Annotated in this window: 14 protein-coding genes and 1 pseudogene; 8 read left to right on the top strand and 7 right to left on the bottom strand. The window is 72.7% G+C overall.

All coding sequences use genetic code 11. From position 1 onward, the window contains the following. Window positions 1-27 precede the first annotated feature (27 nt). The 5 genes from J2S43_RS31920 (at window position 28) to J2S43_RS31900 (ending at window position 6,341) form a co-directional block, all read left to right on the top strand. Window positions 28-1,344 carry a glycosyltransferase gene (locus tag J2S43_RS31920; RefSeq protein ID WP_306835327.1) on the top strand — a complete coding sequence of 439 codons (1,317 nt, stop codon included), beginning with the start codon at window positions 28-30 and terminating at the stop codon, window positions 1,342-1,344. Continuing rightward, a complete protein-coding gene (locus J2S43_RS31915; RefSeq protein WP_306835325.1) occupies window positions 1,341-3,137 on the top strand; it encodes a right-handed parallel beta-helix repeat-containing protein in 1,797 nt (598 codons plus the stop codon). The genes J2S43_RS31920 and J2S43_RS31915 overlap by 4 nt, the downstream gene beginning before the upstream one ends. Beyond that, on the top strand, window positions 3,134-4,240 hold the full coding sequence (locus J2S43_RS31910; protein WP_306835324.1) for a right-handed parallel beta-helix repeat-containing protein: 1,107 nt from the start codon (window positions 3,134-3,136) through the stop codon (window positions 4,238-4,240). Before J2S43_RS31915 ends, J2S43_RS31910 begins: the two co-directional genes overlap by 4 nt. A gap of 21 nt (window positions 4,241-4,261) precedes the next feature. After that, window positions 4,262-5,587 (top strand): UDP-glucose dehydrogenase family protein, encoded by a 1,326-nt coding sequence (locus J2S43_RS31905; RefSeq protein WP_306839587.1) that lies wholly within the window; start codon window positions 4,262-4,264, stop codon window positions 5,585-5,587. Between the two features lie 115 nt (window positions 5,588-5,702). Then, on the top strand, window positions 5,703-6,341 hold the full coding sequence (locus J2S43_RS31900; RefSeq protein WP_306835320.1) for a pyridoxamine 5'-phosphate oxidase family protein: 639 nt from the start codon (window positions 5,703-5,705) through the stop codon (window positions 6,339-6,341). Here J2S43_RS31900 and J2S43_RS31895 read toward each other — a convergent pair. The 5 genes from J2S43_RS31895 to J2S43_RS31875 all read right to left on the bottom strand — a co-directional run bounded on the left by J2S43_RS31895 (window position 6,326) and on the right by J2S43_RS31875 (window position 12,365). Then, window positions 6,326-8,041, bottom strand: a complete 1,716-nt coding sequence (locus J2S43_RS31895; RefSeq protein WP_306835318.1) for a M16 family metallopeptidase — start codon at window positions 8,039-8,041, stop codon at window positions 6,326-6,328. The genes J2S43_RS31900 and J2S43_RS31895 overlap by 16 nt on opposite strands. Continuing rightward, window positions 8,038-9,012, bottom strand: a complete 975-nt coding sequence (locus J2S43_RS31890; protein WP_306835316.1) for a hypothetical protein — start codon at window positions 9,010-9,012, stop codon at window positions 8,038-8,040. Before J2S43_RS31890 ends, J2S43_RS31895 begins: the two co-directional genes overlap by 4 nt. A gap of 182 nt (window positions 9,013-9,194) precedes the next feature. Continuing rightward, on the bottom strand, window positions 9,195-9,629 hold the full coding sequence (locus J2S43_RS31885; RefSeq protein WP_306835314.1) for a hypothetical protein: 435 nt from the start codon (window positions 9,627-9,629) through the stop codon (window positions 9,195-9,197). 91 nt (window positions 9,630-9,720) lie between these two features. After that, on the bottom strand, window positions 9,721-11,433 hold the full coding sequence (locus J2S43_RS31880; RefSeq protein ID WP_306835312.1) for a peptidase M16 family protein: 1,713 nt from the start codon (window positions 11,431-11,433) through the stop codon (window positions 9,721-9,723). After that, window positions 11,430-12,365: a hypothetical protein gene (locus J2S43_RS31875; protein WP_306835311.1), complete on the bottom strand. Its 936-nt coding sequence runs from the start codon at window positions 12,363-12,365 to the stop codon at window positions 11,430-11,432. The genes J2S43_RS31880 and J2S43_RS31875 overlap by 4 nt, the downstream gene beginning before the upstream one ends. 119 nt (window positions 12,366-12,484) lie before the next feature. Here J2S43_RS31875 and J2S43_RS31870 point away from each other — a divergent pair. Both J2S43_RS31870 and J2S43_RS31865 read left to right on the top strand, forming a co-directional pair. Next, window positions 12,485-13,297 (top strand): annotated as a pseudogene (locus J2S43_RS31870) (dolichyl-phosphate beta-glucosyltransferase); the annotation flags it as partial. Window positions 13,298-13,417: 120 nt separating this feature from the next. After that, a complete protein-coding gene (locus J2S43_RS31865; RefSeq protein ID WP_306835309.1) occupies window positions 13,418-15,367 on the top strand; it encodes an ArnT family glycosyltransferase in 1,950 nt (649 codons plus the stop codon). A gap of 99 nt (window positions 15,368-15,466) precedes the next feature. Here the strand turns inward: J2S43_RS31865 and J2S43_RS31860 are convergent, their stop codons facing one another. Continuing rightward, a complete protein-coding gene (locus J2S43_RS31860) occupies window positions 15,467-16,702 on the bottom strand; it encodes a pyridoxal phosphate-dependent aminotransferase (RefSeq protein WP_306835307.1) in 1,236 nt (411 codons plus the stop codon). A 680-nt stretch (window positions 16,703-17,382) separates the two neighbouring features. Between J2S43_RS31860 and J2S43_RS31855 the strand changes: the two genes are divergently transcribed. Continuing rightward, window positions 17,383-17,712 (top strand): MerR family transcriptional regulator, encoded by a 330-nt coding sequence (locus tag J2S43_RS31855; RefSeq protein WP_306835305.1) that lies wholly within the window; start codon window positions 17,383-17,385, stop codon window positions 17,710-17,712. Between the two features lie 354 nt (window positions 17,713-18,066). Here J2S43_RS31855 and J2S43_RS31850 read toward each other — a convergent pair whose 3' ends face one another. Further along, window positions 18,067-19,095, bottom strand: coding sequence for a LacI family DNA-binding transcriptional regulator (locus tag J2S43_RS31850; protein WP_442320050.1), 1,029 nt, complete (start codon window positions 19,093-19,095; stop codon window positions 18,067-18,069). Between the last annotated feature and the right edge of the window lie 198 nt (window positions 19,096-19,293).

The following is a 19,293-nucleotide window of genomic DNA, read 5'->3' as shown; positions in this document are numbered from 1 at the left end:
TGCGCGGGTTTCGACAGGGAGTCGAACGTGTCGGAGATATTCGACGTCGTCTGGTCGTGGGTTGTGGAGGCGGTGGGGCAGACCTCGTGGCGTGACATCATGCCGCTGGGACTCGCCGGCATCTTCGTGTGGTGCCTGTGGCTGTACCGGGCCGTGCTGTCGCGGTTCGCACGGCCGGTGGTGAACGACTTCCGGACCAGCACGAGCGTGGTGGTGCCGGCCTACCGGGAGGACCCGGACATCCTGCTGGAGTGCCTGGACACCTGGCTGGAGCAGAACCCGGCCGAGATCATCATCGTGCCGGACCTGGCGGACACCGAGGTGATCCGGCGGCTGCGGGCGGTCGAGGACCCGCGGGTGCGGGTGATCCCGTTCCAGCACTCCGGGAAGCGGTCCGCGCTGGGCGTGGGTATCCGGGCGGCGACGAGCGAGATCGTGGTGCTGGTGGACTCGGACACGCGCTGGCTGCCGGGTCTGCTGGACGCGGTGCAGATGCCGTTCGTGGATCCGGCCGTGGGTGGTGTGGGCACGCAGCAGAACGTGTATCAGCGGACCACCAGCGTGTGGCGGCGGGTCGCGGACTGGCTGGTCAACCTGCGCTACTACGACTACGTGCCGGCGATGGGCCGGGCCGGGGCGGTGGCCATCCTGTCCGGGCGGACCGCGGCGTACCGCCGGGCGGCGATCCTGCCGGTGCTGTCCAACCTGGAGGACGAGTTCTTCCTGGGCCGGCGGTGCGTGGCCGGCGACGACGGGCGGCTGACCTGGCTGGTGCTGGCGTCCGGCTACAGGACGGTGCACCAGTCGTCGGCCCGCGCGCTGTCGATGTTCCCGAGTTCGTTCCGGGCGTTCGTGAAGCAGCGGGTGCGGTGGAGCCGCAACTCGTACCGCACGTATCTGACCGCGCTCTGGAAGGGCTGGCTGTGGCGGGTGCCGATGGTCACCAAGATCACGGTGCTGCAGATCCTGCTGACGCCGGTGACCATGGGCATGGCGCTCGGCTACCTGCTCTTCAGCCGGCTGGAGCTGACCGGGCACTCGATCGTGCTGGCGCTGATCTGGCTGCTGCTCGGCCGGGGCGTGCGCGGCTACTCGCACCTGCGCCGCCACCCGCAGGAGATCCTGCTGCTGCCGGTGACCGCGCTGATCGTCATCTTCATCGCGCTGCCGATCAAGCTGTACGCGTTCGTGACCATGAACAAGCAGGGCTGGCTCACCCGGACCAGCGAGTCCGTCGGCGGCGAGGGGCAGAGCGCGGCGACGCTGCTCGCCACACACCTGGCACCGGAACCAGTGCTGAGCGTGCCGATGCAGGCCGTGCCGGTCAAGGAGGCGGCGGTATGAGGTACCGGATGATCGCGGCGGTGGCCGCGGCACTGATCGGTGCCGGCACGCTCGGCACACCGGCGTCCGCGGACGACAGCACCACCACGACCGAGGCGGCGGAGCGGCAGGCCGCGCTGGTCGTCGGCGAGGACACCCGGATCAACGCGGTGCGCGCGGTGACCGGCGTGGCCCGGATGAAGGGCGGCGACTGGACGAAGCCGTACCGGCTGGACACCGGCGACGGCTACACGCTGGTGCTGACCCAGCAGAAGGAGCCGTACACGGTCGCGGACCTGCTGAAGCTGGCGCCGCAGACGTTCGTCCGCCAGCCGGACGGCAGCTACCTGCTGACCGAGAACATCTACCTGAACCTCGGTGCGAAGCTGCGGCTGTCCAACCCGGGCGGGCTGACGCTGAAGCTGGCCAGCAGCGCGAACGGCTTCGTGTCGATCGTGTCGTTCGGCGGCGACCTGATGATCGACGGCTCGGTGCAGGCGCCGACGAAGATCATGAGCTGGGATCCGCGTACGAGTACGACGGACACGCTGGTCGACGACGGCCGCGCGTACATCCGGGCGATCGGCGGGCAGTTCTCCATGACGTACGCGTCGATCGAGGATCTGGGTTTCTGGAGTGGCCGCACCGGCGGGCTGAGCCTGACCGGCACGGACCGGCCGAACACCGGCGGCGTCGAGGAGACGAAGGTCAGCGGCAACACCGCGCGGGACAAGGCGAAACAGGAACGCCGCAACGGTACGAACATCGCGCCCGGCGCCGGCGACGTCTACGCGTCGCCGACCGGTGACCTGGTCGCGCCGGACACCCGGTTCGACGTGCCCGGCCTCTCCTACGTGTCCGGCTCGATCGACCACGCCACGATCAGCGGTAACGCGTTCGGGCTGTTCATCTCGAGCGCGACCGGCGTGAACATCACCGACTCCACGGTGGAGGACAGCCTCGAGGACGGCGTGGTCATGCACCGCTTCGCGTCCAGCCTGGTGATCGAGAAGGTGACCTCGCGGAACAACGGCGGCGACGGGTTCGTGCTGTCCCGGGCCGCGCAGCAGGTGCGGATCAGCGACGCGGTCGCGGACCACAACGGCGGCAACGGCATCACGGTCAACGGGCTGCCGCTGGCCGACGACGCGTCCGCCTCCGGGCAGTTCGTCGGCGCCTACGGCTCGAACACGGTGTCGAACAGCGAGGTCAGCCACAACGCGCGGTACGGCATCGAGGTGATCGGCGGCATCAACGTCGACGTGCAGAACAACGAGGTGACCGGCAGCGAGGCCGGCATCGTGGCCCGCGAGGGCGCGGACCGGGTGACGATCACCGGCAACCGGGTGAGCGGCGCGGTCCGGCACGGCATCGCGATCCGCGACGAGGTCACCGCCGCGACCGTGACCGGCAACATCGTCACCGACGTCGACAACGGGGTCTACGTGCGGGACTCGTCCGCCGAGATCCGCGGGAACACGGTCGAGGAGGCGTCGAACCACGGCATCGCCATGGTGGGCGCGGTCGAGGGCTCGGTCGTCTCGCACAACGTGATCTCCGGGGTCGGGCCGAGCGCGCTGGACCTGTCCCGGGCCGACGGCGACCTGACGGCCGAGGACAACCAGTCCGGCGCCTGGTACGACACCAGCTCGTTCTGGGTGAAGTTCCGGCACTACGCCAGCCCGATGACGATGCTGTGGACCGCGATCGTGCTGGCCATCGCGTTCTCCGCGGTGATGGGCGCGCGCCGGCGGCGGATCGGGTTCTTCCACCCGTACGAGAACACCCGTTCGCTGCGGGAGGCCTCGGCGTGAGGCGCGAACTGCCCGGCGGGACGAGACTCTGGATCGGCGGCGCGGCGGCGCTGCTCACCGTGGCCGTGCTGGCGGCGCTGCCGGACGGCGACGACGGTCCGGAGGGCGCGCCGGTCGCGGCGGCCACCACCGCCGCACCCGAGCCGATCAGCACCGCCGCGCCGGTCGCCACCGGTCCGCTCGGCGTGACCGGCCCGTCCGGTGCCGCGCCCGCGGAGTGCCCGGCGGCCACGGTCACCGTGTCGGACGCGGCCGGGCTGACGGCCGCGCTGGCCGCGGCGCGGCCCGGTGCGGTGATCCGGCTGGCCGACGGCGTCTATCAGGACCAGTTCGTCGCGTCCGCGGCCGGCACCGCGGAGGCGCCGATCACGCTCTGCGGCGGTGCCGGCGCGGTCCTGGACGGAGGCGGTGTCAAGAAGGGCTACGGCCTGCACCTGGACGGCGCGAGCCACTGGCGGGTGCTCGGCTTCACGGTCCGCAACGCGCAGAAGGGCGTGATGGCCGACGGCGTCCAGCACACCACGATCGCGCGCCTGACCGTGGAGACGATCGGCGACGAGGCCGTCCACCTGCGGCGGTTCAGCTCGGACAACGTGGTCGAGGGCAACACGATCCGCGACACGGGCCGGCGCAAGCCGCAGTTCGGCGAGGGCGTCTACATCGGCACGGCCGAGTCGAACTGGTGCGAGATCACCGGCTGCGCGCCGGACACCAGCGACCGCAACGTGGTCCGGAACAACACGATCACCGCGGTCACCGCGGAGAACATCGACGTCAAGGAGGGTACGACCGGCGGCTCCGTCGCGGGGAACACCTTCGACGGTGCGGCGCTCTCCGGCGGGCACGCCGACTCCTGGGTCGACGTGAAGGGCAACAACTGGACCATTTCCGGTAACACCGGGACGAATTCTCCGCTGGACGGTTTCCAGACGCACTCCGTCGTGGACGGTTGGGGTAGGGGCAACGTCTTCTCCCGCAACGTCGCGACCGTCGACGGGCCCGGTCTCGGCTTCAGCCTCACCCCGATCGAGGACAACCGGGTCGCCTGCGACAACAAGGTCACCGGCGCCGGCAAAGGCATCTCCAACACCCCCTGTTCCTGATTTTTCGTACTTTGGGAGACGATTGTGAACACCCCTCGCCTCACCGTGATCGGCACCGGTTACCTCGGCGCGACGCACGCGATCTGCATGGCCGTCCTCGGCTTCGAGGTGCTCGGCGTCGACGTGGACGAGCAGAAGATCGCCCGGCTCGCGTCCGGGGAGGTGCCGTTCTTCGAGCCCGGCCTGCCCGAGCTGCTCGCCAAGGCGCTCGACTCCGGCCGGCTGCGCTTCACCACGTCGTTCGCGGAGGCCGCGGAGTTCGGCGACGTGCACTTCATCTGCGTCGGCACGCCGCAGCAGAAGGGCTCGCACGCGGCGGACATGACCTACGTCGACGCGTCCGTCACCGCGCTGGCCACGCACCTCACCCGCAAGGCGCTGGTGGTCGGCAAGTCCACCGTCCCGGTCGGTACCGCGGCCCGGCTGACCGCGCTGGTCAAGGAGACCGCGCCGGCCGGTGACGAGATCGAGCTGGCCTGGAACCCGGAGTTCCTGCGCGAGGGCTTCGCGGTCGAGGACACCATGAAGCCGGACCGCCTGGTCTTCGGCGTCGCGTCCGCGTGGGCGGAGGAGCGGCTGCGCGCCGCGTTCGAGCCGGTGCTGGCGCAGGGCGTACCGCTGAAGGTCACTGATCTGGCCACGGCGGAGCTGGTCAAGGTCGCGGCGAACTCGTTCCTGGCCACGAAGATCTCGTACATCAACGCGATGGCCGAGGTGTGCGAGGCGACCGGCGCGGACGTGTCCGACCTGGCCGAGGCGCTGGCGTTCGACACCCGGATCGGCGGCCGGTTCCTGCGGCCCGGCCTCGGCTTCGGCGGCGGCTGCCTGCCCAAGGACATCCGCGCGTTCATGGCCCGCGCCGAGGAACTCGGCGTCGGCCAGGCGGTCGGCTTCCTGCGCGAGATCGACGGCATCAACCAGCGCCGCCGGGCCCGCACCGTCGACCTGGTCGTCGAGCTGGCCGGCGGGGACGTCGCCGGCAAGCGGATCGCGGCGCTGGGCGCGGCGTTCAAGCCGGACTCGGACGACATCCGGGACGCGCCCGCGCTGGACGTGGCGAGCACGCTGCACCGGCTGGGCGCCGAGGTGACCGTCTTCGACCCGGCCGCGATGGAGAACGCCAAGCGGGTGCACCCGGAACTGACCTACGGCGAGAACGCGCTGGACGCGGCCCGCGACGCGGACGTGGTCGTGCTGCTCACCGAGTGGACCGAGTTCCGCGAGATCGACCCGGCCGCGATGGCCGCGGTCGTCGGCGGCAGGTCCATCGTGGACGGGCGGCACGCGCTGGACCCGGCCGCGTGGCGCGCGGCGGGCTGGGAGTACCGGGCGCTCGGCCGCCCGTGACCCGGCGGGCCCCTCTGGCGGGATCGTTGCGCGCTCTGGCGCGAAAAACGCTCGCCGGGGGGCCGTCCGGCTCTCCTAGACTCGGAGCCGGGAAGCCACGGGGAGGAGAGCATCGATGGATCTGGCTCAGAGCGCCGTCATCGGCACACCGGAGGAACTGCGCGAGCTGCTCGGCGCGCCGAATCCGCGGGCCGTCACCAAGGAGCGCGTGACGCTGCACCAGCGGGACCGGGAGTGGCTGGCCGCCTCCCCGTTCTGCGTCATCTCGACCTCGGACGCGGACGGCAACTGCGACGCCTCGCCCAAGGGTGACCCGCCCGGCTTCACGCTGGTGCTGGACGACGCCACGATCGCGGTCCCGGAGCGGCCGGGCAACAAGCGCGCCGACGGTTACCTCAACGTGCTGAGCAACCCGCACGTCGGCCTGCTCTACCTGATCCCCGGCCGCACCGAGACGCTGCGGATCAACGGCCGGGCGCGGCTGGTCAGGGACGCGCCGTACTTCGAGGACATGGTCGTCAAGGGCCACCGGCCGATCCTGGCGCTGGAGGTGGAGATCGAGCAGATCTTCTTCCACTGCGCCAAGGCGTTCCTCCGCTCCGACCTGTGGAAGCCGGAGACCTGGCACCCCGAGGTGCTGCCCCGGCACGCGCAGCTGATCAAGGACGTCCAGCCGTCCGCGCCGGAGACGCTGGAGCAGCTGGACGCCTACTACGGGCCGAGCTACCTGGCCGGGCTCTACCGCGCCACGTAGCGGGCCAGCCGCCGCAGGCCCTTGATCGCCCAGTCCGTCAGCAGCAGCGACAGCAGGAGGATCACCGAGCACACGGCCACGCGCAGCGGCGTGTTCCCGTCGAGCGCGTCGATCAGCCGGATGTTCACCAGGAACAGCGCGATGATCAGGGTCCAGCGCAGGCCGTCCGGGACCGAGGCGATCCGGTCCGCGGCCCGGTGCAGCACCGGCCCGGTCCGGCGGCGTGCGCGCCGGGCCGGGGACGGCGGCTGCGGCACGTTCTCCGGGTCCCGGGCCGGCAGGTCCACCCGCAGCTCCGGCCGCACGGCCGCGTCGATCTCGGCCAGTGCGGCCGGGCCGCCCGCGAAGAGCGTGGGCTCCACGTGCACCGTGATCGCGTCGAATCCGATCAGCCGCCGCGCGCCGTCCGGCCAGGCCAGCATCGCCGCGACCTCGCCGAACCGCACCGTGACCAGGCTGCCGCCGCCCTGCAGCGACACTCCCTCCGGTCCGGTGATCATCGCCTGCGACCGGTTCGCGAGGAGCGGGTGCCGGTCGCCGTAGACCGCGCGGGACGACTGCGTGGGCGCGGCCGTGAAGCCGGCCCAGTCCGGGCCGCGGCCGTCCGGCACCATCAGCAGCGACGACGCGTGCGCCTCCGCCGCGACCTCGGCCACGTCCTCCGGCGTGACCGCGCGCAGCTGGGCGCGGTACTCCGCGAGCGTCGGCGGGTCGTAGCCGAGCAGCTCGCTCTGCACCCGGCCGGGCAGGCTCCGCGCCTCCGCGTCCGTGCTGCTCAGTGCCGCCTCCGCCGTGGTCACGAACGCGTCCACGTCGGCCTTGGCGACCCGGCCGTAGCGCAGCGCGGCCAGCACGTCGACGAACTCGCCGAGCAGCTGCCCGCGCTTCTCCGGCAGCATGTCCGCGAGCGCGAACACCGACGCGTGCTCGGCGTCGCGCGGCAGGTAGTCCGCGGCCACGTGGTACGAGTAGCCGCCCTCCTGCCGCAGCGCGCGGAACAGCGCGCGCTCCAGCACGCCGGCGAACACGCCGGCCGCGGTGCCGCGCCGGACGATCCCCTCGTACGCCACCGTGCGCTCGCTCGGGCCGGAGAAGAACGCCGGCGTCACCGGCAGCGCGGAGGTGACCGCGGGCGCCGGCATGCGCGCGCCGCCGTCCGGCAGCGTCAGCCGCAGCCCGGCCGGCACCCGGTCACCGGCGATCCACAGCATCGCGTTCGCCCGGGTGAACCAGCGGGCCGTCCACTCGCGCAGGTCGTCCGCGGTGAGCGCGGACAGGCCGAACTCGGGGAAGCCGACCACGCCGTGACCGCGTGCGCCGTACCGCCACAGCGCCATCGGCTCGGCCACCGAGCCGCCCCGGCCGGCCTCCTCGGTGCGCAGGATCTCCTTCTCCACGGCCAGCCGGCCGACCGGCAGGTCCGCCAGCGCGCCGCAGACGCCGTTCAGGAACGCCACCACGTCCGACTCCGTGCCCTGCAGCTGGAACGTGGTGGTGACCGGCGAGGTCGCGCCGTTGAAGTGGTAGTCGGTCATGCCGAGCCCGTGCAGCGCCAGGTGCTCGATCAGGTGCGTGACGCCGGCCCGGGCCAGCGTCTCGTCGGCCCGCCCGACCCGGAAGACCAGCCCGGCCGTCATCGGCCCGTCCACCGGCGCGACCAGCGTGGGCACGCCGTCGACCTCGGTCCGCGTGATCGTCACGCCGGCACCCCCGCCCCCGCGATCGCGGCCGCGCGCCGCGTCACGAACGTCTCGCCCGGGTTCCCGCCCAGGTAGTCCCACGGCGACTCGGTGGCCAGCGGGCCGAGCGCCGCGAACAGCCCGGCGGCCGCGCGGTGATCGCCGACCATGGTGAAGACGCCGGCGAACATGTTCAGCACGTAGACCCAGCCGAACGTGCGCCGGAAGGCCGGATGCCAGACCGAGCGGTACGCCGCCGCGTAGATCTCGTCCCGGACCGGCTGCGACATCAGGTACTCCCCGTCCTCGCCGCCCGGCAGGTCCAGCCAGTGCTCCAGGTGGCCGTCCACCACCAGCACCGCGTTGTGGGCGCCCTCCGGGGCGGCCAGCATGCGCTCGCGGGCGAACGTGTGCACCCGGTCCCAGGGGCCGCGGCTCCACTTCGGGCAGAGCATCTGCAGCAGGCTGGTCTGCGCGTTCAGGTGGTGCGGGTCGGTGCGGGCCAGCCGGTCGTACCGCCGCTGGGCCTCCTCGGCCCCGAGCTCCAGACCGCGCGCGCTGGTGACGCGCATCTGCCAGGCGGCCACGTTCTCCGGATCCCGCGCGGTCGCCTCGATCAGCACCGCCTCCGCGCGGCGCAGGTGCTCGTGGAACTCCCTGAACTGCCGCTCGGACACGTACCGCGCGCGGGACGCGCCGCGGACGCGCCACCCGGCCGAGATCAGGTGCGAGCCGAGCATCGGCCCGGCCGCCGGATCACCGGGGTCGGCGGCCAGCGCGGCGCGCAGCACGTTGATCAGGTGGGCGGTCTCGGCGGGCCGCGCGATCGCGCCGACCGCGACCGCGAGATGCGAACGACCGGCCCAGTCCAGTCTGTCCCAGAGCCGCCGGACGGCCGGCCAGTCACCGGCGGCGAGCGCCGCACGAAGAACACCGATCTCGGGGTACGCGGTCGCGGCGTCGAAGTCCGGCGCCGGCAACGGGGGATGCATGGCGCGGATCCTAAGTGATCTTCAACCCTACGCGCAGCCCCGTTTCTCAGTCACCTCCGGACGAGCGGGTCAGGCGGCGGAACAGGTGCCGCGTCCGTTCGGCCGGGCTCGGCGGCGCCGGGATCTCCGCCGGGTCGCGCGGTGGCAGCTCCACCCGCACCTCCGCGGGGGTACGGCCGGCGTCAGGCCGTCGCCCCCTGCTCCTGCTGCGTCGTGCCGTCCTGCTGGGTCGTGCCGTCCTGGCCCGGGAAGCCGCCGCCGTCCTGGCCGCCGAAGCCGCCGGGGCCGCCGTTCTGGCCTCCGCCCGGGAACTGCCCGCCGCCCGGTGCCTGCTGCGTCCCGGTCCCGGTGCCGCTGGTGCCTCCGAAGGCCTGGCCGGCCAGGAAGCCGCCGCCGCCGGCGATCAGCGCGGTCGCGGTGAGCGCGACGAGCACCCGCGCGAGCGTCCAGCCGCCGGCCGCCGCGGACGCCGGTGCGCCCCATCCGGCGGACGTGTCGCTCACACCGGGATCCGTGGCCGCGGGCGCGTACGGGGCGGCCGGCGGCATGAGCGTGCCCTCGACCACGTCCGGGCGCCGGCCGTCGTACCCGGGCGGGGTCATCTGCTCGGTCGTCATCGCTGCTTCCCTCCGTGCTGCCCGCGATCCGCGTGGGCGTGCCTGGGAGATCAGCGTGCGGCCCGGACCTGTCCGGAGGCTGTGCACCGGCTCAGGACTGGCTTCGACCCACGGCGAGGGCCGGGCCGGTGACCGCCGCCTTCCGGGCGCGGGTGAGGCGACGGTGCGCGACCGTCGTGTTCCGCACCCGGCGCAGCCGCAGCGCGCCCCAGAACCAGGCGACGAGGAACACCGCGAACAGCGTGACCGGCGCGGACGACGCGCCGGGCGTGATCGCGAACATCAGGGCGGCCCAGCCGAGCACCCAGGCGACCAGGCCGAGGAAGAGCGCGCCGGCCCCGCCGTACCGGATCGGGTGCCTGCCGCGCGGCCTCGGGACCGGGATCGCGTCCGGGTCGCGCGGCGGCATCGGCACGTGCCGGTCCGCGGGCACGGCCGCGTCGACGGCCGGGATCACGTCCGGCGCGGTCTCGTACAGCGTCGGCTCGACGTCCACGTACCGCGCGTCCGGGCCGACCAGCCGCCGCCCGCCGTCCGGCCAGGTGAGCAGCACCGCGGCCGACGCGAACGGCACGGTCACCGGCGGGACGTCCGGCCAGCTGCCGGTGATCCCGGTGCCGTCCATGGTCAGCGCGGCCTTGCGGTTCTCCAGCGACCGGAACCGCCGGCCGAACACCGGCTCCGGGCCGGCCGGTGACGGCCCGATCAGCCCGTTCCACGACGTGAGCAGCAGTTCGGCCTCGCGTGAGGCCGCCGCGAGCGCGCCGACCTCCTCGGCCGTGACCGTGCGCAGCCGGGACCGCAGCTCGTCCGCGGACGGCTCGGGGGCGCCGGTGAGCAGGCCGAACGCCTGCCGGGGCAGCCGGGCCACGGTGGCGTCCGGCGCGAGCAGCGCCCGGTCGAGCTCCTGCACCACGGCCGCGACCTGCTCCGGCGCGATCGGGCGGGCGCGCAGCGCGGCGAGTGCGTCCAGGAACTCGCCCGCGATCGGGCCGGGATCGCCGGCGAACACCTCGGCGAGCACGGTGACCGCGGCGAAGCCGTCGCCGCGCGGCCGGTAGTGCGCCCTCACCCGGTGCGCGCCGTCGCCGCCGATCCGGCCGGTGGCCTGGAAGACGACCCGTTCCAGCAGGCTCGCGTAGACCTCGGTGGCGGCGCCGGCCGGCTGGATCTCGTCGCGGACGATCATGTCGGACGCCGGCGGCCGGAACACGCCGAACCGGCCGGGTGTGGGGAGCGCGTCGGGGACCGGCCGGCGTCGGCCGGACGGCAGCGCGAGCGTCAGCCCGTCCGGCGTCTCGCCGGTCAGCCAGAGAACCGCGTTCTCCCTGGTGAAATACGTCGATACCCACCGGTTGACGTCCTCGGCGGTGAGCGTGTGCAGGCCCCACTCGGGCAGCCCGGCCAGGCCGTGCCGCTGCGCGCCGTGCCGGACCACGGCGAGCGAGTCGAAGATGGTGGGCGCCCGGTGCGCGGCCTCCGCGACCAGCGCGGCCCGGACCGGGTCCAGGTGCGGCGCCGGGTCCGCGGCGAGCGCGGCGCAGACCCGGTGCAGGTGCGCGGTCACCTCGTCGGCCGTGCCGCGCGCGGTGAACGTGGTGACCACCGGCGAGACGCCGCCGCGGTCGCCGTCCGGCGCACCGGCGCGGTGCAGCACCAGGGCCTCGGCCAGGCGGGTCACGCCGGCCGTCGCGGCCGTCTCGTCCGCGCGCCCGGCCCGGAAGACCAGCCCGGCGCGGAGCGGGCCGGGGGCCGGCGCGTGCAGCACCGGGACGCCGTCGATCTCCGACTCGGTGACGATCACGCCAGCGCCTTCCTGCGGAACCGGGCGAACGTGCGGCCGGGGTGGCGGGAGAACCGTTCCAGGAGCCGCCGCAGGTAGTCCCAGGGCAGGTCGGTGGCGAACGGCCCCAGGTCACCGAAGACCCGGGCGGCCGCCGCGTTCTCTCCGGCCGCGGCGAACGCGCCGGCGAAGTGGTTCAGGACCACGACCCAGCCGGGGGTACGCCGGAACGCCGGATGCCAGACGGAACGCTCGGCCGCCTCGTGCAGCTGCGCGCGCACCTCGGCCGTGCGGAGGTACTCCACCCCCTCGATGAACACGTGCTCCAGGTGCGCCTCCGCCACCAGCACCGCGTTGTGGGCGCCCTCCGGCGCGGCCAGCATCCGCTCGCGGGCGAAGCCGTGCATCGTGGCCAGGTCACCGCTCCACTTCGGAGCGAGTTGCTGCAGGTAGAGGGACTGGGTGTCCCGGTGGTGCGGGTCGATCGCGGCGACCCGGTCGTACCGGCGGCGGGCCTCGGCCTGGCCCATCTCCAGCCCGCGAGCGACCTTGACCCGCTGCTGCCAGGCCGTGAGATTGCCCGGGTCGTGCGCGGTCGCGGCGGACAGCACCGCGTCGGCCCGCCGGAGGTGGTCGTGGAAGCCGGTCCACTGCTCCCGGGTGACGAACTGCGCCGAGCCGCTGCCGCGCACGCGCCACCCGGCCACGACCAGGTGGCAGCCGAGCATGGCCGCGGCGGCGCCGTCCGCCGGGTCCTCCGCCGCCACCCGCTGGAGCAGGTCACCCGCGTCCGCCGCCTCCCGGACCAGCAGTGCCCGGCCGTCCCAGCCCATCGGGTCGTAGAGCGCGCGCACCGCGGGCCAGTCGCCGTCGCGCAGTGCCGCCCGCAGGAGGCCGACCTCCGGATAGGCGCTCGCCGGGTCGAAGTCGGGAGTGGACGCGTTTCCGGGCATGGCGCGGATCTTAGAACTCCGGCCCGGCCGCCGGTGAGTGACGTGGATCACCGCGGCGCACAGCGGGCGCACAGGAGACGCCGAGCCGCCCGACAGCGCGCCCGCCGATCGTTTCCGCCATGACCACGACACTCGCCACCGCGCCCCGCACCGGGGAGACCACCGCAGAGACGGCCCGGCACCGCACGCCGGTCCTCGACGTGGTCATCCCGGTCTACAACGAGGAGAACGATCTGGAGCCGTCCGTGCGCCGGGTGCACACGCACCTGGCCGGCGCGTTCCCGTACCCGTTCCGGATCACCATCGCGGACAACGCCAGCGTCGACGCCACACCGGTGATCGCGGCGCGGCTGGCCGGGCGGATCCCCGGCGTCCGGCACGTCCGGCTGGAGCAGAAGGGCCGGGGCCGGGCGCTGCACACGGTGTGGTCCACATCGGACGCGCCGATCCTGGCGTACCTGGACGTGGACCTGTCCACCGACCTGGCTGGGCTGCTGCCGCTGGTGGCGCCGCTGATCTCCGGGCACAGCGACGTGGCGATCGGGTCCCGGCTGGCCCGCGGCGCGCGGGTGGTCCGCGGCCCGAAGCGCGAGTTCATCTCCCGCTGCTACAACCTGATCCTCCGCCTGGGGCTGCGCGTGCGGTTCAGCGACGCCCAGTGCGGCTTCAAGGCGATCCGCAAGGACGTCGCCACCGCGCTGCTGCCGATGGTCGAGGACACCGGCTGGTTCTTCGACACCGAGCTGCTGGTCCTGGCCGAGCGGGCCGGCCTGCGCATCCACGAGGTGCCGGTGGACTGGGTCGACGACCCGGACAGCCGCGTCGACATCGTCGCCACCGCGCGGGCCGACCTGCGCGGGATCGCGCGGATGTGGCGCGCGTTCGCGGACGACCGCCTGCCGCTCGACGCGCTGCGCCGCCGCTACGGCCGCACCGCCTGACAACCCCCACGATCCCCGGAGACGAACACGATGACGACGTTGGCACCCCCGCGACCGCCGAGGCATGCGGCAGAACCCGCACCGGAGGCGTCCGGGAGACCGGCCCGCCGAGTGCGCGGCGAACACCTGGCGCTGGCCGGGCTGCTGGCCGGCACCGCGCTGCTCCACCTGTGGAACCTCAGCTCCTCCGGCTATGCGAACAGCTTCTACGCCGCGGCGGTCCAGGCCGGATCGCAGAGCTGGAAGGCGCTGCTCTTCGGGTCGCTCGACGCGGGCAACGCGATCACGGTGGACAAGCCGCCCGCGTCCCTCTGGATCATGGGCCTGTCGGCCCGGATCTTCGGCTTCGACAGCTGGAGCCTGCTGGCCCCGCAGGCGCTGATGGGCGTGGCGAGCGCCGGCCTGCTGTACGCGACCGTGCGCCGCCGGTTCGGCCCGGCCGCCGGCCTGATCGCGGGCGCGACGCTGGCGCTCACCCCGGTCGCGGTGCTGATGTTCCGCTTCGACAACCCGGACGCGCTGCTGGTGCTGCTGCTGGTGGTGGCCGCGTGGGCGGTGGTCCGGGCGACCGAGACCGCGAGCCTGCGCTGGCTGGTGCTCTGCGGCGCCGCGATCGGCTTCGCGTTCCTCACCAAGATGCTGCAGGGCTTCCTGGTGCTGCCCGGCTTCGCGCTGGTCTACCTGCTCGCCGCGCCGGCCGGCTGGTGGCGGCGGACCTGGCACCTGCTGGTCGCGGGCCTGACCGTGGTCGTCTCGGCCGGCTGGTTCATCGCGCTGGTGGAGATCTGGCCGAAGGATTCGCGCCCGTTCATCGGCGGCTCCGAGAACGACAGCCTGCTGGAACTCGCGCTCGGCTACAACGGCCTGGGGCGGATCTTCGGCGGCAGCGGCAACGGCGGGGGCGGCGGCATGGGCGGCGGCGGGAACACCGGCTTCGGCGGCTCACCCGGCATCACCCGGCTGTTCGGCGACAGCATGGGCACGGAGATCTCCTGGATGCTGCCGGCCGCGCTGATCGCGCTGGTCGCCGGCCTGTGGTTCACCCGCCGCGCGCCGCGCACCGACGGCACCCGCGCGCAGCTGCTGGTCTGGGGCACCTGGCTGCTCGTCACCGGCGCGGTCTTCAGCTTCATGAGCGGCACCATGCACCCGTACTACACGGTCGCGTTGGCCCCGGCGATCGCGGCGCTGACCGGTATCGGCACGGTGCAGCTGTGGCGCGGCCGCGACGGGCTGGCCGCGCGCTCCGCGCTGGCGCTGATGGCGTTCTCCACCGGCGTGTGGAGCTTCGTGCTGCTCTCCCGCGACCCGAGCTGGCTGCCCTGGCTGCGCTGGGTGGTGCTGGCCGCCGGCGTGGTGACCGCGATCGGCCTGGTCGCGGGCGCGGCCCGGCTGAAGCGGGTCGCGGTGGTGCTGGTCCTGACCGGCGTCCTGACCGGCACCGGCGGCACGGCCGCGTGGGCGGTCGCCACGGCCGGCCAGCCGCACAGCGGTTCCATCCCCACCTCCGGCCCGTCCGGCAGCGGCATGGGCGGCACGGGCATGGGCGGCGGAAGATCAAATTCAGATTCCAGCGGTACGGACACCCCGCCCGGCGCCTCGCAGGAGGCACCCGGTGCGGACGTCACCGGAGGGGGCGCGACGGACGGCACGCAGGGCGGCGACCGGGCCGACGGCGGTCAGGCTCTCGGTGGCCTGGGGACGGGCGGCGGGCAGACCGGTGCGGAGCTGACCGCGCTGCTGACCGGCACCGGTACCACCTGGTCCGCCGCGGTCAACGGCTCGCAGTCCGCGGCCGAACTGGAGCTGGCCACCGGCACCGCGGTGATCGCGATCGGCGGCTGGTCGAGCAGCGACGACTCCCCGACGCTCGCCGAGTTCCAGGAGTACGTGGCGCGCGGCGAGATCGCCTACTACGTCTCCGGCGGCGGCATGGGTGGCGGCCCGGGCGGCGGTGACGGCGGCGAGAGCGCGGCCTCGCAGATCGCGGCCTGGGTGTCGGAGAACTTCACCGCCACCACGGTCGGCTCCAGCACGGTGTACGCGCTCACCGACGGCTGATCCCGTACCCCCGCGAAGGTCTTGAACTGCACGAAGGCCGTGGCCACCGGCGCCCAATCCGGTGACCACGGCCTTCGTGCGACCGAAGCCGGGCCTGACTCAGCGGATGACGGCGTGCACGCCCGTTCCGTTGGTCAGCGCGCCCCGGCTGGCCGGGTGCACGATGAGGTCGGCGCTCTCGATCTCCGACTCGACGTGCATCATGCCCTCGCTGTGCAGGTAACGCCCGTAGGCGTGCATGCCGTCCACCAGGCGGACCACGTCCTCCGGCGGGCGGACCACGAAGCGCAGGTACTGGCTGGTCATGCCGAGCTTGTTGCCGCACTCGCGGACGTAGATGCCGTACCGCGAGATCAGGAAGTTCCGAAGCTCCACGCCGTCCCAGCCGGGGCCCAGCTTGACCAGCAGGAAGTTGCCCTGCGACGGCCAGACCGTGAGGCCGGGCACCCGGGTCAGCTCGTCCGCCATCCGCATGCGGTCGCGGGACAGCCGGCGCAGGCTCTCCCGATACTCCGCCTCGTGATCCTTGATCATGTGGACCACGGTCTCGGCCAGCGAGTTCAGGTTCCACTTCGGCAGCGCACCGCCGATCTTCGTGGCCAGCGCCGGGTTCGCCACCATGTAGCCGAACCGGATGCCGTGCAGCCCGAAGTTCTTGCCCAGGCTCTTCAGGACCAGCATGTTCGTCCGGATGCCGGCCTCGGCCGCGACCGACGGCTGCCGTTCCTGGTCCACGAAGTCGATGAACGACTCGTCGATCACCACCAGGTCCAGGTCGTGCAGCATGTCGACGAAGCGCAGGATCTCCCGCCGCGGGATGTAGCCGCCGTCCGGGTTGTTCGGGTTGCAGATCACCGCGACCCGGGAGCCGCGCTGCCGGATGAAGCGCGCGTAGTCGTCCAGGTCGAGCTGGTAGTTGTCCGCCTCCTGCAACGGGTACATGTCGACCCGCTTGCCGGTCTCCAGCGGCTGGTCGGTCCACCGGCCGAAGGTCGGGATCGGGATCGCCACGCTCTCCTTGATCAGGAGGTGGTCGATCCAGGTGATCAGCTCGGTCGAGCCGTTCGCCATCGCCACGGTCTGCGGGTGCAGGCCGAGCGCGCTGCACAGCTGCTTGGTGATGGTCTCGGCGCTGCTCGGGTAGTACTTCAGGATGCTCTCCAGGTTCGCGGACAGCTCCGCGAACATCTCCGGCGTCGGGAAGTACGGATTGCAGGGGATGCAGAAGTCGACGATCCGCGCTCCCTCGCCCATGTTCCGCTGCAGCGTGGCGATGGACGCGCTGTGCGCCCCCTGCCGCAGAAGACTCAGGTCGATGCTGCTGCCGTGTCGCAATGCACCCTCCAGCTCATCGTTCGCCAGGCCCTAACCCCGCGTGTCTCGCCGCCCTGTCCGGCAGCAAGTACGCACGCCGGCACGTCCTGGATCAAACGATCGACAAAATGCCGTCCGGCATCGGATCGTGCCGTCGAGTCCGCGCCGGAGGTCTCGGTGACACGGCCGAAAAAATCTAGGTGACCGGTACTAGCTTTTCTCGGGAAGTGCGGCTAATGTTCCTGGTGTTGACAGCAAGGACTGCTACACAAGCAGACGGCAGTGCCGGGCCGGACGTGCCCGGGTAAGGCAGTAGGGCAAGACCGTTGCAGGCGGGGCCGAGGCATTCTCAGGGCTCCGCGGAGCACGAGATCTGCCGCACGTGCGGGGGCCATGAAGTTCTGCGTGGGGCTCCGGCACCGGCAGGTGGCATCACGAAAGTGGAAATCAGAGGAAAGGGAGGGCAGAACACCGTTGGATCGCCCGCTGTCAGAACGCGTCATCGGTTCGGCGGCGGACACCGCAGTCTCCATCGAACGAGAGGTGGTCTCCGGTCACGCTTACGCGATCCTCGCACCCCATGTCGCCTCTGGCGGCGGGTGTGGACACGACAAGCCAGCGTTTCCGCTGGTAGATGGTGTTTACCCATAAACCCTGGGCCCCGGCGCTGTTGCGCCGGGGCCCTCGACATGGAGAGGTCTATGGCCCAATCCGAGGACATGTTCGGAGACGACGACTACCCGGCCTACACGATGGGCCGCGCTGCGGAGATCATCGGTGCCTCACCGGACTTCCTGCGCCGGCTCGGCGAGGCGAAGCTCATAACACCACTCCGCTCGGCCGGCGGCCACCGGCGGTACTCCCGATACCAGCTGCGTCTCGCCGCGCGGGCCCGGGAGATGGTCGACCAGGGCACCGCCCTGGAGGCGGCCTGCCGCATCATCATCCTCGAGGACCAGCTCGAGGATGCCCTCCGCCAGAACGAGAACTACCGGCTCGACCAGCGCCGGACCGACACCGGCGCCGCCTGAACCGCACTGCCTGACGGTCCTTCTCCCGCATCGGAGAGGGGCCGTTCGTCATGTCCGGACAGCCTCACCGGTCGCCCGGTCGCCCTCGCTGAAGGCGCGGTGCCGGGCGCGCGGTGGCGCGGTGCGGTGCGTGGTGACGCGATAACCGGCGCGGTGCGGGCTCGTGGTGGCGCGGTGCCGGGTGCGCGGCCGGGCTCGCAGTGGTGCGGTGCCGAGTGCGCGGTCGCGCGATGTCGGGTGCGCGGTGGCGCGGTGCCGGGATCGCGGTGGTGCGGTGCGGGTGCGTGGTGATGCGGTGCCGGGTGCGCTGTAGGGCGGTGGAGTGCCCCGCCGGTGCGCCGGTGGCGTTCGGCGTCAGGTGCGGGGTGGGGCGGTGGAGCGGCGGACCACGAGCGTCGGTGAGACCACGGCCGGTGTGTCCGGTGTGTCCTCGTCGTCGCCCTCGATGATCCGCAGCAGCGCGGTGATGCTGCGCCGGCCGACCTCGTCGAAGTCCTGGCGGACCGTGGTCAGCGGCGGCAGCATGAACTCCGCCTCCGGGATGTCGTCGAAGCCGACCACGCTGATGTCCTGGGGGACCCGGACGCCGCGCTCGTGCAGCGCGCGGAGCAGGCCCAGGGCCATCTGGTCGTTGGCGGTGAAGACCGCGGTGACCGAGTCGCGGCCGGTCAGCGCGGCGCCGGCGGTGAAGCCGGACCGGGCGCCCCAGTCGCCGGAGATCACCGGTGGGACCGGGCGGCCGGCCTCCTCCAGCGCGGCGCGCCAGCCGTGCACGCGGTCGCGCGCCTCCAGCCAGTCGCCGGGGCCGGCCACGTGCCAGACCGTGGTGTGGCCCAGCTCCACCAGGTGCCGGACCGCGAGCCGCGCGCCCTCGGCCTGGTCGACCGAGACGGCCGGGAGCACGCCGTCCTGGCCGGTCTCGACCGCGACCGCGGGCAGGCCGGGCGGCAGGCTGTGCAGTGCGGCCTGCGCCGCCATCTGCGGCGCGATGATGATGATGCCGTCCACGCCCTGCGAGGCCAGGCCGTCGACCGCGGAGAGCACGCCGGCCCGGTCGACCCGCTCCAGCGCGACGATGCTGACGCCGTAACCCGCGCCGCGCGCGGCCCGCTCGATGCCGAGCAGTGTGGACGCGGGACCGAACAGGATGGTGTCGAAGCTGACCACGCCGAGCACCCGGGACCGGCGGCTGGCCAGGCCGCGGGCCATCGCGTTGGGCCGGTAACTCAGCTCGGTGACCGCGCGCATGACCCGCTCGCGCGTGTCCGGCCGGACACTCGGGTGGTTGTTCAGAACCCGGGAGACGGTCTGGTGCGAGACACCGGCGAGCCGGGCGACGTCGGTCATGACCGCCGGTCGCGCCGCGTCGGGAGTCGATGTCACCGCCTTAGGTTATCGCTCACCGCACGACGGTCGATTGGCCTGGTAGACCGATTTCTTGCCCGGACCTGTAGGTATTTGTGATCATCGTGGCCAAGTTGTGACCCCGCACACCCCTTGACTCATCGATTGTTAGCGCTAACACTACTGCGCAACGTCCTTGTAACGAGGCCGTGACAGCGGCGCCGTAATGCCCGGCCA

It is taken from the genome of Catenuloplanes nepalensis (genome assembly GCF_030811575.1).
GTDB classification, from domain to species: domain Bacteria; phylum Actinomycetota; class Actinomycetes; order Mycobacteriales; family Micromonosporaceae; genus Catenuloplanes; species Catenuloplanes nepalensis.
This window is presented reverse-complemented; position numbering and strand designations above follow the sequence as displayed.